Annotated in this window: 15 protein-coding genes, 1 tRNA gene and 1 pseudogene; 10 read left to right on the top strand and 7 right to left on the bottom strand. The window is 36.5% G+C overall.

The window, feature by feature from the left end; genetic code table 11:
• Positions 1 to 178: 178 nt before the first annotated feature.
• Genes LLF28_03025 through LLF28_02995 form a run of 7 tightly spaced genes read left to right on the top strand, consistent with a single transcriptional unit; the run spans position 179 to position 3,963 of the window.
• A complete protein-coding gene (locus tag LLF28_03025) occupies positions 179 to 754 on the top strand; it encodes a Fe-Mn family superoxide dismutase (GenBank protein MCE5194418.1) in 576 nt (191 codons plus the stop codon).
• A 26-nt stretch (positions 755 to 780) separates the two neighbouring features.
• Entirely contained in the window at positions 781 to 1,410 is a 630-nt protein-coding gene (locus LLF28_03020) for a nitroreductase family protein (GenBank protein MCE5194417.1), read from the top strand.
• Positions 1,411 to 1,430: 20 nt separating this feature from the next.
• A complete protein-coding gene (locus LLF28_03015) occupies positions 1,431 to 1,919 on the top strand; it encodes a hypothetical protein (GenBank protein ID MCE5194416.1) in 489 nt (162 codons plus the stop codon).
• Positions 1,920 to 1,936: 17 nt separating this feature from the next.
• Positions 1,937 to 2,437: a ferritin family protein gene (locus LLF28_03010; protein ID MCE5194415.1), complete on the top strand. Its 501-nt coding sequence runs from the start codon at positions 1,937 to 1,939 to the stop codon at positions 2,435 to 2,437.
• Complete coding sequence (gene waaC / locus LLF28_03005; GenBank protein ID MCE5194414.1) at positions 2,428 to 3,459, top strand: lipopolysaccharide heptosyltransferase I; 1,032 nt, start codon at positions 2,428 to 2,430, stop codon at positions 3,457 to 3,459. Before LLF28_03010 ends, waaC begins: the two co-directional genes overlap by 10 nt.
• A 34-nt stretch (positions 3,460 to 3,493) precedes the next feature.
• Positions 3,494 to 3,796 carry a DsrE family protein gene (locus tag LLF28_03000; protein ID MCE5194413.1) on the top strand — a complete coding sequence of 101 codons (303 nt, stop codon included), beginning with the start codon at positions 3,494 to 3,496 and terminating at the stop codon, positions 3,794 to 3,796.
• On the top strand, positions 3,793 to 3,963 hold the full coding sequence (locus LLF28_02995; protein ID MCE5194412.1) for a hypothetical protein: 171 nt from the start codon (positions 3,793 to 3,795) through the stop codon (positions 3,961 to 3,963). Before LLF28_03000 ends, LLF28_02995 begins: the two co-directional genes overlap by 4 nt.
• Positions 3,964 to 4,035: 72 nt before the next feature.
• Here the strand turns inward: LLF28_02995 and LLF28_02990 are convergent, their stop codons facing one another.
• Positions 4,036 to 4,476, bottom strand: coding sequence for a hypothetical protein (locus tag LLF28_02990; protein ID MCE5194411.1), 441 nt, complete (start codon positions 4,474 to 4,476; stop codon positions 4,036 to 4,038).
• Between the two features lie 143 nt (positions 4,477 to 4,619).
• Between LLF28_02990 and LLF28_02985 the strand changes: the two genes are divergently transcribed.
• Together LLF28_02985 and LLF28_02980 are read left to right on the top strand one after the other, a co-directional pair.
• Positions 4,620 to 4,695, top strand: a tRNA-Asn gene (locus LLF28_02985).
• Positions 4,696 to 4,842: 147 nt separating this feature from the next.
• Positions 4,843 to 6,528 (top strand): AMP-binding protein, encoded by a 1,686-nt coding sequence (locus LLF28_02980; protein MCE5194410.1) that lies wholly within the window; start codon positions 4,843 to 4,845, stop codon positions 6,526 to 6,528.
• Positions 6,529 to 6,563: 35 nt separating this feature from the next.
• On the opposite strand, the gene LLF28_02975 is transcribed toward LLF28_02980, so the two are convergent.
• The 4 genes and pseudogenes from LLF28_02975 to secA form a co-directional block, all read right to left on the bottom strand.
• Entirely contained in the window at positions 6,564 to 7,700 is a 1,137-nt protein-coding gene (locus LLF28_02975; GenBank protein MCE5194409.1) for a GTPase domain-containing protein, read from the bottom strand.
• Between the two features lie 5 nt (positions 7,701 to 7,705).
• Positions 7,706 to 9,103: a sensor domain-containing diguanylate cyclase gene (locus LLF28_02970; GenBank protein ID MCE5194408.1), complete on the bottom strand. Its 1,398-nt coding sequence runs from the start codon at positions 9,101 to 9,103 to the stop codon at positions 7,706 to 7,708.
• A complete protein-coding gene (locus LLF28_02965; protein MCE5194407.1) occupies positions 9,096 to 9,323 on the bottom strand; it encodes an SEC-C domain-containing protein in 228 nt (75 codons plus the stop codon). The genes LLF28_02970 and LLF28_02965 overlap by 8 nt, the downstream gene beginning before the upstream one ends.
• A gap of 6 nt (positions 9,324 to 9,329) precedes the next feature.
• Positions 9,330 to 11,699: pseudogene (gene secA, locus LLF28_02960) on the bottom strand (preprotein translocase subunit SecA).
• Between the two features lie 117 nt (positions 11,700 to 11,816).
• Between secA and proB the strand changes: the two are divergent.
• Entirely contained in the window at positions 11,817 to 12,914 is a 1,098-nt protein-coding gene (gene proB / locus LLF28_02955; GenBank protein ID MCE5194406.1) for a glutamate 5-kinase, read from the top strand.
• A gap of 16 nt (positions 12,915 to 12,930) precedes the next feature.
• On the opposite strand, the gene LLF28_02950 is transcribed toward proB, so the two are convergent.
• Both LLF28_02950 and LLF28_02945 read right to left on the bottom strand, forming a co-directional pair.
• A complete protein-coding gene (locus tag LLF28_02950; protein ID MCE5194405.1) occupies positions 12,931 to 13,449 on the bottom strand; it encodes a DUF4416 family protein in 519 nt (172 codons plus the stop codon).
• Positions 13,450 to 13,459: 10 nt separating this feature from the next.
• The gene (locus tag LLF28_02945) at positions 13,460 to 13,990 is read right to left on the bottom strand and encodes a TlpA family protein disulfide reductase (protein MCE5194404.1); all 531 of its coding nucleotides are present in this window, start codon (positions 13,988 to 13,990) and stop codon (positions 13,460 to 13,462) included.
• Positions 13,991 to 14,020: the final 30 nt, after the last annotated feature.

Below are 14,020 nucleotides of genomic sequence, written 5' to 3'. Positions count from 1 at the left end.
TAAGCTGTAAATAGCTGTATTACAGGGAGAGAAATTCTCTCCCTGTTTGTTTTTGGGATTAAATCTCCTGTTTAAGAATGTAGGCGAACGAGAAATAAATTTGATTAAGAAAACTTTGAGTTTTTCATGATATGTTTTTAATTCATGCCTGACAAAGAACAAAAAGGAGACAGATAATATGCCATACACAGCGAAAGATTATTCAAAATTAGTAGGAATGGAAGGATTAAGCGAAACACTTTTAAAAAATCATTTTACACTTTATCAGGGATACGTGACTAATACAAACAAGTTGTTGGATACGCTGGATCAGATGCTTAAAGATGGCAAGACAGGACTTCCTGAATTTACAGAACTTAAAAGAAGACTTGGCTGGGAATTCAACGGAATGAGACTTCATGAATATTATTTTGAAAATCTCGGCGGCAGCAAAACAGATAAAAATAAAAAAATATTTAAGAAACTTATTGAGAACTTCGGCAGTTATGAAGCATGGGAAAAGGATTTTAAGGCAACTGGCACTATGAGGGGAATAGGGTGGGCAGTTTTATATGAGGATAAAATTTCAGGTAGAATGATAAATTTCTGGATAAATGAGCATGATGTTGCTCATCCTGCTGGATGCAATCCGTTATTGGTAATGGATTTGTTTGAGCACGCATTTATGCTTGATTATGGACTTAAGAGGATTGATTATATAGAAGCATTTTTTAAAAACATTGACTGGGATGCAGCAGAGTCAAGATTAAAATAAACTGTATTTTATACAATGGAGGTGCTATGGATGTCATTGAGGCGATCAAGAATAGGCGATCGATTAATTTCTTTGAAGAAAACAAGAAAATATCAGAGGACAAATTAAAAGAACTGTTTGAACTGGCGAATCTTGCTCCTTCATCTTTAAACCTTCAACCATGGAAAATTGTAGCAGTTAATGACACAGAAAGGAAAAAAATCCTGAGAAAATGTGCGTTCAACCAGCCTAAAATTGAAGAAGCTTCGATTGTGCTTATTGTTGTTGCTGACCCGAATGCAGTTGAAGAAAACCTGGAGACGGTGCTTGATAACTGGGAAAAGCTTGGATATATTAAACCTGATATGAAAGACACATATAGAGGAATGGTCAAAAATCTTTATGGAGAGAAAGACAGCATTAAAAGGAAAATCTTTGCAGTAAAAAATACATCGCTTTTTGCAATGAATCTTATGGTTGCAGCAAAAGGATTAGGATTGGAAACACATCCTATGGATGGTTTCGATGAAGACAGCGTAAAAAAAGAGTTCAATATTCCACGGGACACGGTTATCCCGATGTTAATAGCATTGGGTTATCTCAGAAGAGGGATCAATCTCCTTCCAAGGGCATACAGAAGAGATTTGAAGGATTTTGTGAAATTTAATTCTTATTAAAGGAGTATGTTAAAGACATAATGCTTACGGGAAAGGAAGATCTAATTCAGTCGCTCATTGAAGCGTATCTTATGGAAAAAGGCACAAAAGATTTTTATTCTGAGGCAGCTCAGAATTCAACAAACAAGAGCGTAGTTAAAATATTCACTGATCTCTCAGGATTTGAAGAAAAACATATGCATTTTATCCAATTTCTCTATCAATCTCTTATCGAAGATAAGGATATTACCGGCTTTGAAAATTTTAAGGACACTGCAGATGCATCTTTTACAGAGGCCGGTATTCCGGTGATAGACCTTGAGGCAAGACTTGAAAAACATATTTTCATAGATGAGAATCAAACGCTTAATCTTGCACTTGAAATTGAAGGCAAGGCATATAATCTATATCGAAAGTTTTCTATTTCAGCGCAAGACAATAATGCTAAAGTTGTTTTTAAGGAAATGATGGCTCAGGAGATAAAACATATAAAATATCTTAACGCATTAAAGAGAAAGCTATCTGTTTGAATAACAGGAGGTTTGTAATGACTGCAATTGAATTGGCAGTGAAAATGGAAACTGATGCAATAAAATTTTACAAAGAAGCAGCGGACAAAACAAAAAATCCCATAGGGAAAAAGATGTTTCTGAGTATAATGGCTGATGAAGAAAGGCATCTTGAAATGCTTTCAAAAATATTTAAGGGTTTGGATATATCTAATTCAGATACCACCCCCATGAGAAATATTAAAACAATATTTGAATTAATGAAAGATGCGATGCTGAAAAGGGTGGAGGCAACTAACTATGAACTTGATGCATTCAAGGTTTCTATGACAATGGAGAATGAAGGAATAAATTTTTATAAAAAAGCCTTGTCAGAGGCAAAAAAAGAAAAAGAAAAACTTTTATTTAAAAGGCTGATCAGCGAGGAAGAGGAACATTATAATATTTTTTCTAATACATATTCATTCATGTTGGATACTGGGAACTGGTTTATGTGGGATGAACACAGTATTGTGGACGGCGGTACTCCGTGGGCATAAAGCCTTTGATTTTTAAAAAAGATCCTCAAAAAATTCTTATAATAAAGCCCAGCTCTCTTGGGGATATTGTGCATAGCCTTCCTTTTTTAACCTCTGTGAGCAAAAAATTTCCTAAAGCTGAAATCCACTGGATGGTAGCAAAAGGACTTGAAGGTATTCTGCAGGGCAATCCAATGATCAGCAAACTTTGGATTATTAATAAAGATAAATGGAAAAAAATTAACAGCATTAATAACACATTCAGTGAAATTATTTCTTTGGTTAAAAATCTCAGAAAAGAAAAGTTCGATATCATAATAGACCTTCAGGGACTGTTTAGAAGCGGGATACTGACAGCATTAACCGGTTCAAAGTTACGACTTGGATTCAAAGATGCAAGAGAAGGAAGCAGTCTTTTTTATACACATAAGGTCATTACTGAATTAAATTCACACGCAGTTGAAAAGAATCTAAAAATAGCAGGGTTTCTTGACTGCCCCATAAGTAATGTTTCTTTTGATTTGCCATTTGTACAGAATAGATTTGATATATCAAAAATTATTCCTAAGAACGAAAAATATGCTGTCATTATTCCAGGAGCCAGATGGGAAACAAAAAAATGGCCAGCTGATAGATTTGGCGAACTAGCCTCAAAATTACGACTCAAGTCAATTATTGTCGGGGGAGAAGCTGATATAGACGTTGCTGCGGATATATCAAAAAAATCTATGAATAAGGGGATATCAATTGCTGGCAAGACTGATATTGGTGATTTAATTGGTATCATTAAAAATTCAGAATTTATTGTAAGCAATGATACTGGTCCGATGCATATTGCCGTTGCACTTGGTGTTCCTGTATTTGCTGTTTTCGGCCCTACAAATCCCATAAAAACAGGACCCTATGGGAAAGGTAATTTTGTTTTTAGAGCAGAAATCGAATGTTTGCCCTGCTATAAAAGAAAATGCAAAGATGTTAAATGTATGAAGATGATTCAAGTTGAGAATGTATTAAATGCAATAGAGAAACGATTTAACCATTGAGACATCAAAAAATATTCACGAAATTTTTAAAAATATGAAACTCGGGATATTAGTTAATACTGACAGACATCTGGATGATATTATGGGCATGACAAGTGCAGCCATATCAAAGGGGCATGAAGTTATTATTTTTGTAATGGACAAGGGTATAAATCTGATAAACAATCAAGTTTTTAAATTAGTGCATAAATTTGAGAGCGTTAAAGTTTTTGTCTGCAGTCAGGATGCTGTTGAAATGGGATTATCTATCGATAATGTATCTGAAGGGATTGTAATGGGCAGTCAGTATGATAATGCTCTTATGGTGCATGAGGCTGACAGGGTTATAGTGCTATGAAAATATTGTATATTTTTATTGATGAACCTACAGAATTATCAGACCGAGTTGTAAGCGTTCATATGAAAGATAATGAGGTTAAGGTTATTGACTTGTCTAAAAAGAAAGTGCCTTATGAAAAAATAATAGATGATGTATTTTACTTTGATAAAGTAATATGCTGGTGAAAATTAAAACAAACGATTGATGAATTTGATTTTTTTATGGGGGCTTAAAAGCCCCCATGTGGAGTGTCGAAACTATTTTTTAGCCTTAACTTCTGGTTTGAAGGTCTTAGGGTCTATAACATACCAGACATTATTTACTCCCTGTCCGAATGTATCACCTGGGTTTTTGTCTTTGAAGAAATAATAGAGGGGATACCCCTTAAATGTTGTCTGTTTTTTACCGTTTTCTCTGGTAATTGTGTTGAAATCTTTTGCCTTTAATCCTGCTCCTACAACTATTTTTTCTGCATAAAAAATAGGCCATTTTTCAAGACAGCCCTCAACGCAAACGCTTACTCCTGGAGAATCTTTTGTAAAATAGTAAAGCGCCATGCCCTTTGAATCAGCAATAAAATTACCAATGCCTTCTTTTGTTGTAAGCTGGATTGTTGATTCGCTGTAGGCATTCTCTGCCACTGATACATTGATTAACATAGACAAAAGCAAGAGAAGAAAAATAAAAGATTTTTTCATGAACCCCCCTTTATTCTAAGTTCTTACAGATAAACTAACCATACTAAAAACAAAAGTCAATGTCAAGCTGACCCCATGGTAAAAGTTTGACAGAATAGAATCTCTTTTATATAATAAAAACCTCCATTTAACTAGCAAAATATTCCCGGGTAGCTCAGTCGGCAGAGCAGGTGGCTGTTAACCACCCTGTCGGGGGTTCGAATCCCTCCCCGGGAGCCATTTTTTGCAATAATTTTCTCAAAATTTTTATTAAATTTCATTAATTTTATTTTTTTGTTTGACAAACTGAGGTCTAAATATTTAAATATACATTCTTTAAATTACACATAGATAGCTATTTAGCAGACAATCCAGGAGGCATTGAAAATGAATTTTTCGTTTAAGATGGATGATTATGAGGGTCTCAAAAAAAATTTTAAGCTTGAAGTTCCTGAATATTTTAATTTTGGATTTGACGCAATCGACCATTGGGCAGAAGATGAGAAAAAGCTTGCTCTTTTTTGGGTCAGTTCAACCGGCGAACAAGAAAATAAATTAACCTTTAGGGATATTTCGCTTGCATCAAATCGTTTTGCAAATGCGCTTAGAAACCTTGGTGTTAAAAAGGGAGACAGGGTTTTAATTATGCTTCCAAGGATCCCTGAGTGGTATTCAATACTTGTTGGTTGTCATAAACTTGGAGCTGTTGTCATGCCTGCTCCAGTAATGCTGTCAACAGCAGATGTTGAATACAGACTTTTAAAAGGCAAGGCTTCTGTGGTTGTTACAAACGCAGCTAATTTTACCAAGGTGGATGAGGCATGTAATAATTTAGGAAACTACAGCGTAAAACATAAAATTCTTATTGGAAGCGAGCAAGGCAGTTGGAGTAGTTATGAAAAAATAACTTCAGATTCGTCAGACAAACTTTCTCCTGATGACATTGAGAAAACATTATCAAGAGATCCTTTTTTAATTTATTTTACATCGGGAACTACAAAATATCCTAAAATGGTTCAGCATGTATGTTCATATCCAATTGGACATTTAAGGACAGCAGCGCTGTGGCATGGAGCAACAAAAGACGATATTATTTGGGTTGTTTCTGATACTGGGTGGGCTAAATCAGCATGGGGATTGTATGGGCAATGGGTTTTAGGAACAGCGCTTTTTGTTCATAATGCAGAGGGCAGGTTTAATCCAGACCTAACTCTCAAATTACTCACAACAAAAGGAATTACCATTTTCTGCGGCCCTCCAACAGTGTATAGAATGCTGATATTGGAAGACTTAAAGAAGTATGATTATTCGGGCTTGAAAAGATTTACATCTGCAGGCGAGCCCCTTAATCCTGAAGTTATCAGAGTCTGGCAGGAAGCTACAAAAAAAGTTATACAAGAAGGCTATGGGCAGACAGAATCCACTCTTCTCGTAGGAAACTATTCTTTCATGTCAGTAAAGCCTGGTTCAATGGGCAAGCCTGTACCTGATATCAATATAGATATTCTCGATGAAGATCTTAATTCTGTACACACAGGTGAAGTCGGCTATATATGTTTAAAATCTAATCCAAAAAGGCCAGCAGGTATTTTCGAGGGATATATTGAGGATCCCGAAGAAAACGCAAGAGTATTTCACAATGGCTGGTATAACACCGGCGATAAGGCCTATAAGGATGAAGATGGTTATTATTATTTTGTAGGAAGAGGGGATGACATAATCAAGGCATCAGGCTATAGAATTGGCCCTTTTGAAGTGGAAAGTGTTGTTCTTGAGCATCCTGCAGTTGCTGAAAATGCTGTTGTTGCAAGTCCCGATCCGGTTCGCGGAGAGATTATAAAAGCATTTGTTGTTTTAGCTCCTGGGTATAAACCATCTGATGATCTAATCAAGGATATCCAGAAATTTGTAAAGTCACGTACTGCTCCTTATAAATATCCAAGAGAGATTGAATTCATGGACGAATTACCAAAGACTGTGAGCGGGAAAATAAAACGTGCAGTTCTGAGAAATCGTGAAATTCAATTGAAGTCTGGCAGGCCAGCATCAGAGAATAAAACAAATAATAAATAATGCAGTAGTATGCTCTGAAATAAACAGGGGACAGATTATTTGGACCAGAATCTGTTCCTTTTCTTTTTGTCTGGTGGTATTTCTTCAGAAAGGTCAGCTGGATTGACTGCTAGTTTTTTGGTTGTGGAATCTTTAAGTTGATCAGCGATGTTTTTTACAGCAAGTCTGGTGCTTATAAGAACTTGGCTCATGTCTTTGAGCTTCTCCATTATCAGGTTCAGTTTCTCTTCCTGCGAAGCAAGGGTTTCCTCTAAAGCCGATACATGCATTTTATATGAATCCTGAGATTTTTTTTCTATCTCATATATTTCTTTTATTATTTCGTTTTCGTCGATCCCTTTCTGTTTGTTATCTTTTATTTGTTTTTCTTTAGATGTTTCTTGTGATTCATCCTCTATGTCCTTCTGAGTCTTTTTCTCTTCGTAAATGTTGTCTTCAAATTCAGGCCGGGTTGAAAGAATCAAAGGTTTTTCAGAGCCATAAGCTGGTATGTCTTCAACATACTGCTCTTCTATAATTTCTTCTTCGGGAGTTTTCTCAATAACAGCTTCAACTGGCTGTTCTTTTGGAGCAGAAAAAAGTATCTGTTTTTGATCAGACAACTTTTTTAGAATTAATTTGGTTATTGCCTGAAAAGTTTCCTGAACTCCCTTGCCGTTAACAGCCTCTGCTTCAATGTATGTATAATCGGACATGTTCAGATCGCTGTTTAATTCATTAACTGTCAGTATGTCGTATAAATCTCGTTTGTTATACTGCAATATTATTGGAATATCGTCAGGATCTATGTTGTTAAGGATGAAATTTTCCTGCATATTTGAAAAACTATCAATATTAGTTTCTCTCATGGCTTTCTGGGAATCAGCAACAAACACAACTGCATCAGCGCCCTTAAGCACAACCTTTCTTGTAGCATTGTAGCGTACCTGTCCCGGAACTGTATATAACTGGAATTTTATAGTGAAATCTTTCACCTTCCCGAGATCAATCGGAAGAAAATCAAAGAACAGGGTTCTGTCAGTCTCTGTTGCGAGTGAAATAAGCTTGCCTTTTTTGTCAGCTTTTAAAGCAGAGTGCAGGTGCTGAAGATTTGTTGTCTTCCCGCTCAGACCGGGGCCGTAATATACAACCTTTAATGTAAGTTCTTTTTTTGCATAATTAAAAAGTGTCATGATTTTTACGAGATTGCATAAACTCCATTTCGTGTAGTGTATTTTACTCTGTACATTGCTTCATCAGCTAGCCTCAGGAGGTCTTCCTTGGTCTTTGCGCTTTCTGGATATGATGCAACACCAAAACTTGCAGTCATTTTAAAAGAGTATCCTTCTTTTTTAAGAAAAACATTTTGTTCAACTGAAGCTCTTATTCTCTCTGCAGTCTGTGCAGCGTGTTTTGGCGATGTCTGAGGAAGAACAACAACAAATTCATCCCCTCCATAACGAGCCACAATATCAATGCTTCTAAGATTTTTTATGATAAGCTGCCCCATTTCTACAAGAATTTTACTGCCTACAAGATGGCCGTGTCCATCATTTATATGCTTGAAATAATCAATGTCTATAAATATCAGTGAGGTAGATGTTCTATACCTGTCTGAGCGATGGGTTTCCATATCTAGAGTTCGATTAAGATATCTGGTGTTGAATAGTTTTGTAAGATCATCAGTAATAACAAGTTCTTCCATTTTGTGATATAAAGAAGTCTTCTCTAGAGTGAGGGCAGCCTGATCTATAAGTCTCATGAGCAAGTTTAGGTCATCTTGAATGAACGTCTTGTCATCAGCTTTATTTACTACCTCCAGAACTCCTATCATTTTGTCCTTGCTTCTTATCGGAACACACATCAAAGATTTGGTTTTGAAATGTATTTTTCTGTCTATTTCTGGAGAGAATCTGGAGTCTTCTGCTACATTAGGTACAATCAGTGGTATTCCTTCTTTTGCAACCCAGCCTGCAATTCCTTCTCCTTGCTTTAATCTGTATTTTTCCATCTTCGATGTTTTCTTGTTGGATTCAGCCTGTTCAAATACCAGATCTCCAGTTTCCTCGTCTATCAAGAACACAGACCAAGCTTCTGCGCCTACCATATCTTTTGTTTTATTCATTATTGTCACAAGGATAGTGTTCAAATTTTTTGATGATGTCAGAATCTTGCCGACTTCTTCAAAAAAAGATATTTCTTTTTTAGCAATATAAAGGTCTTTTTTCAGTTCCTTATTTTCAAGATTGATCGAGTTCTGCTTCAGGATAAACTTAACATGGCGAACCAGTTCATTTTTTGAGGGGTTATATAATGGATATGAAAGAGGTGTCTTTAACCATAAACTTAAGCCTTTTGAAGAATAGTCAGAGGAAATTATAATCTTTGGTATTTCATCTGAGATTTTTACGAAATTTTTAAAAGATGGATTTTTGTACTGCTCTTTTTCAATTATTATTGCATTAATGCTGTCATTTATTCTTGGAAGGGCATTGTCTATTGACCGGAATTTGAAAATTTCAAACCCCTTTATTGAAAGGGGGTCTTCAAAATCTTTTTTTGGGAAGCTTAGTCCTATAAAAAATAGTTTAGGCATTTATACCACAGCATTTTTTAAATTTTTTGCCGCTTCCACAGGGGCAAGAATCGTTTCTTCCGACTTTTCTGCCTTTTTGCAAGGGCTGTTTTGTCCCTGAACCATCACCCTGATTATATACCAATTCCTGCTTTCTTGAAATCTTTCTTATTGGTTCCTCCTTGCTGACCTGAACCTTAAATATTCTGCTCAATGCTTCTGTCGAAATTCTGTCTGTCATGTCTGCAAAGACTTCAAATGCTTCTTTTTTATATTCAGTGAGTGGATCTCTCTGTCCATATCCTCTTAACCCAATGCCTTCTTTGAGGTGGTCCATTCCTAGAAGATGATCTTTCCATTGAGTATCAACAACCTGAAGCAGTATCATCTTTTCAATATACCGCATCAATTCGTTTCCTATTTCTGACTCTTTATTTTCGTATGCCTGTTTGATTGCAGAGATAACAGATTCTCTCGCTTCTTCTTTTGTTTTTGAAGCGAGAGTAAATGAAAACGAAAATGTGCCGTAAATTGCATCGTGAAGTCCTTTTGTGTCCCATTCCTCAGGATGAGCTTCGTCAGGACAGTATATGAACACTAACTCGTCAACGGTATCCTCTATCATTGTATGGATTCTTTCTTTTAAATCTGTTCCTTGAAGCAGTTCTTTTCTAAAGGAATATATTTCCGTTCTCTGTTTATTCATCACATCATCATATTCTATTAAATGTTTTCTTAGGTCAAAGTTGTGAGCCTCAACTCGTTTTTGTGCGTTTTCTATAGCCCTTGTTACCATGCGGTTTTCTATTGGCATGTCTTCGTCCATTCCCAATCTGGTCATGATACCCGAGATTCTGTCTGAGCCGAAGATTCTCATGAGATCATCCTCAAGTGATAAATAAAACCTTGATGAACCCGGGTCACCCTGTCGTCCTGAACGGCCTCTGAGCTGGTTATCAATTCTTCTTGACTCATGCCTTTCAGTTCCGAGAATATGGACTCCTCCTGCATTCACTACATTAGTCCTGTCTATGCTGCAGATATCAGCTGCCTTCTGTAAGGCATTTTTGTAATCTTCATCTGTGTAATCTTTTTTCTCAAGGATAAGCTGTTTTGCAAGCCCCTCAATGTTTCCGCCTAAAATAATGTCTGTGCCTCGTCCTGCCATGTTTGTTGCGATTGTAACAGAACCGCTTCTGCCTGCCTGAGCTATTATCTCAGCCTCTTTCTCATGGTATTTTGCATTAAGCACACAATGAGGGATTCCTTTTCTCTTCAGCATTTGGCTCAATACCTCGGATTTTTCTATTGAGATTGTGCCGACCAAGACAGGCTGTCCTTTTTTGTGCAATTCTGCAATCTCATTAACTACAGCGTTGAATTTACCTTTTTCTGATTTGTAAACCATGTCTGGATAGTCAGCTCTTATCATTTGTTTGTTTGTCGGTATAACCGCAACATCCAAATTGTATATCTTGCTGAATTCCTCTGCCTCGGTATCAGCAGTGCCTGTCATGCCTGCAAGTTTGTTATACATTCTGAAATAATTCTGGAATGTTATTGTTGCAAGAGTCTGATTTTCACTTTCTATCTTAACGTTTTCTTTGGCTTCGATTGCCTGATGAAGGCCGTCGCTCCAGCGTCTTCCAGGCATAAGCCTTCCTGTGAACTCGTCAACTATGACTACTTCTCCGTCCTTGACGATATAATCTACATCTTTCCTAAATAGCGTATGAGCCTTTAAACCCTGCAGAACGTGATGAACCAACTCTATGTTTTCAGGGTCATATAGATTGCCTGAATTAAGAAGTCCTTCGACTTTTATATTGCCTTCTTCAGTAAGAATAGCTGTCTTTGCTTTTTCATCAATTGTGTAATCGATATTTTTTTTAAGCCTTGGTATTATCTTGTCAATCTTATAATATTTGTCAGTTGAGTCTTCAGAAGGCCCTGAGATAATAAGAGGAGTTCTGGCTTCATCAATCAGGATGCTGTCAACCTCATCAACTATTGCGTAATTAAGCTCTCTCTGGACATATTGAGAGAGATCATATTTCATGTTATCTCTGAGATAATCAAAACCGAACTCATTGTTTGTGCCATAAGTAATATCTGAATTGTATTGAGTCTGTCTCTGTTCGTCTGTGAGCCCATGCACAATAACTCCAACGCTAAGGCCGAGAAAATTGTATATCGGAGACATCCAGTTTGCATCTCTCCTTGCCAGGTAATCATTTACAGTAACAACATGGACTCCTCTGCCTTCGAGTGCATTAAGATAAACAGAGAGCGTTGCCACAAGCGTTTTTCCTTCGCCTGTTTTCATTTCTGAGATTTTGCCTTCGTGAAGCACTATCCCACCGAGAAGTTGTACATCGAAGTGCCTCATCTTTAGTGTTCTGCTGGAGACTTCTCTGACAACTGCAAATGCCTCAGGAAGGATTTCATCTAAAGAAGCGCCAAGCTCCAGTTTCTTTCTGAACTCAAAAGTTTTATCTTTTAGGTGGTTGTCTGTTAAGGTAGTAATCACTGGTTCGAATTTGTTAATTTGATCGACTATAGGCCAAAGGCGTTTTAGTTCTCTCTCGTTTTTTGTTCCGAAAATCTTCTTAAGCATAATATTTATCATCGTCTATACTAAATTAATTATCTCAATATTTCAAGAAATCAGTCTGAATTATTAATTTTTGATATCAGATGACAACTAGTGCATATGTGATGTATAATTTTGCAAATGAAAAGAATCGTTGTAAAAATAGGAAGCAATATTCTTACTGATGGGAATAATGGCTTGGATACAAAACGCATCTCGGTCATTACTGCCGACATAGCTGAGCTTATAAAAATGGGCTATGAGGTTATGATTGTATCATCAGGGGCTGTTGCTGCAGGTATGTTTAAGCTGGGGTTAAAGGAAAAACCAAAAGACATACAGCTCAAACAGGCTGCGGCAGCAGTTGGACAGAGTAGTTTGATGTGGGCTTATGAGAAAAGTTTTGGAGACTTAGGAAAGAAAGTAGCTCAGGTTCTTCTTACAAGAGATGATATTGCAGATCGAAAAAGATATATTAATTCCAAGAACACACTTCTAACATTGATCTCATATGCTATTGTTCCAATAATAAACGAGAATGACACAGTTGCAACAGACGAAATAAAATTCGGGGATAACGACAACCTTGCTGCTTTAGTTGCAGGTCTGGCTGATGCTGAAAGACTGATAATACTTTCTGATGTGGATGGACTTTATTCTTCAGATCCAAACAGAACTGCTAATTCCGTCCTGATTAACAGGGTAGAGAAAATCACAGCAGAAATAGAAAAAACAGCAGGCAGTACCGGCAGCGCCGTGGGAACAGGAGGAATGTATTCAAAGATACTTGCTGCAAAGATGGCTATTAAGAATGGAATTATTGTAAATATAATTAATGGCAAAAAAGCAGGGATCATGCTCTCTGTTGTAAAAGGCGAATTGCAAGGCACTGAATTTTCGCCGATAAAGTGCAGGAGATCTGCGAAAAAAAATTGGATAGTCGATGGAAGCCGTGCAAAAGGCAGCATTAATCTTGATGCCGGTGCTGTTAAGGCGCTTGTTTTAAATTGTAAAAGTCTTCTTCCTTCAGGGATTTTATCAGTAACCGGTAAATTTGAAATAGGGGATGCTGTTTATTGTATTGATGAAAACGAAAAACGCATTGCTAAAGGCATAGCAAACTATTCTTCATCAGAAATAAAAAAGATCAAAGGCAAGAAAACCTCTGATATCGAAATAATACTTGGTTATAGATATTCTGATGAAGTTATACATCGTGATAATCTGGTTCTACTGTGATTGACCAGTATTTTCCTTATGCTTTTTTTACTAATTCACGTGCTTTTTCAAACATCTGAACAGTTTTTTCGTTCTGATAATCTGAATATGTGAATATTGACGGAATATATGTCTCGCCCTTTTTATAGATAAGTGTGGTTTCTGCGTATATTCCTTTGCCTATGTAAATTCTGTGTGAGTAATTTTTTGTTGTTGCAAGCACTACGTTGTGTAATGTGAGATACCCAGGGTCTATATTTACTTTTCTTCTATTATTTACAGACAGCATTTCTTCAATCTTGTTCGTCCTAGTCTTGATCTCTGCAAGTTCTCCTGGATTAATTAATTTTTCGAAAAAAAGAAACGTTCTCATAATATCCAATCCCATCTCTTCTTTATAATGATCAGAATAGTTCCACCTATATGGCTGCGTCTCCATTGACAGATAACCAAAAAGCTTGATCAATAATTCTTTGGACTCAATAAAATTGGTTTCATCAGAATATAAGATGCCGCAAAAAAGAAGTGCAGGTGCGGGAGATTTTATTTTAGCCATAGAGATTTTTTTAATCGAGAAGTTTTGTTATAAATGCAAATACATCAGGAGAATCCCATTTGTAAGGCCCAATTATTTTTTGTGCAAGGACCCCGCTTTTATCAACAATATATGTCTCTGGCACTCCTGTTAATCCATATGCTTTTGCAGCATAGTTATCAATATCAATCAGCACAGGGAGGTTGAAGTCATATTTTTTAAGATAAGCAAACGCATCTTTGGGATTATCCCTGTATAGTATTGTCAGCATCTTGAAGTCATTATTGTTTTTGAATTCATTATTAAGCAAGTTAAGTGATGGCATTTCATCCTTGCAGGGCTGGCACCATGATGCCCAGAAACTGACAAATAATACTTTGCCTTTTAGATCTTCTGGAGCAAGTCTTTTTTTACTCGCTGCGTCAATCAGCGATATCTCAGGCGCAGCTAACCCCACTGCAATAGGTTGTTTAACGTATAAATTATTTTTTGCAGCAATAAAAAGAAACAAAGACACTCCAGCTGCAAGTATGGCTATTAGTATTATTCCTTTTTTATTCATCTTTTGCTCCGAATTAAAAATTAATCAAGA

The sequence above is a fragment of the Nitrospiraceae bacterium genome (assembly GCA_021373015.1).
GTDB lineage: Bacteria > Nitrospirota > Thermodesulfovibrionia > Thermodesulfovibrionales > UBA1546 > JAJFTJ01.
The sequence above is the reverse complement of the archived record's forward strand: the minus strand, read 5'-3'. Positions and strand labels throughout refer to the sequence as shown.

Excerpts from the sequence above, each read along its gene's own strand:
- LLF28_03025 (MCE5194418.1), top strand. The coding sequence starts at position 179 with ATGCCATACACAGCGAAAGATTATTCAAAATTAGTAGGAATGGAAGGA.
- LLF28_03020 (MCE5194417.1), top strand. The coding sequence starts at position 781 with ATGGATGTCATTGAGGCGATCAAGAATAGGCGATCGATTAATTTCTTT.
- LLF28_03015 (MCE5194416.1), top strand. The coding sequence starts at position 1,431 with ATGCTTACGGGAAAGGAAGATCTAATTCAGTCGCTCATTGAAGCGTAT.
- LLF28_03010 (MCE5194415.1), top strand. The coding sequence starts at position 1,937 with ATGACTGCAATTGAATTGGCAGTGAAAATGGAAACTGATGCAATAAAA.
- LLF28_03000 (MCE5194413.1), top strand. The coding sequence starts at position 3,494 with ATGAAACTCGGGATATTAGTTAATACTGACAGACATCTGGATGATATT.
- LLF28_02995 (MCE5194412.1), top strand. The coding sequence starts at position 3,793 with ATGAAAATATTGTATATTTTTATTGATGAACCTACAGAATTATCAGAC.
- LLF28_02990 (MCE5194411.1), bottom strand. The coding sequence starts at position 4,476 with ATGAAAAAATCTTTTATTTTTCTTCTCTTGCTTTTGTCTATGTTAATC.
- LLF28_02980 (MCE5194410.1), top strand. The coding sequence starts at position 4,843 with ATGAATTTTTCGTTTAAGATGGATGATTATGAGGGTCTCAAAAAAAAT.
- LLF28_02975 (MCE5194409.1), bottom strand. The coding sequence starts at position 7,700 with ATGACACTTTTTAATTATGCAAAAAAAGAACTTACATTAAAGGTTGTA.
- LLF28_02970 (MCE5194408.1), bottom strand. The coding sequence starts at position 9,103 with ATGCCTAAACTATTTTTTATAGGACTAAGCTTCCCAAAAAAAGATTTT.
- LLF28_02965 (MCE5194407.1), bottom strand. The coding sequence starts at position 9,323 with ATGACAGACAGAATTTCGACAGAAGCATTGAGCAGAATATTTAAGGTT.
- proB (MCE5194406.1), top strand. The coding sequence starts at position 11,817 with ATGAAAAGAATCGTTGTAAAAATAGGAAGCAATATTCTTACTGATGGG.
- LLF28_02950 (MCE5194405.1), bottom strand. The coding sequence starts at position 13,449 with ATGGCTAAAATAAAATCTCCCGCACCTGCACTTCTTTTTTGCGGCATC.
- LLF28_02945 (MCE5194404.1), bottom strand. The coding sequence starts at position 13,990 with ATGAATAAAAAAGGAATAATACTAATAGCCATACTTGCAGCTGGAGTG.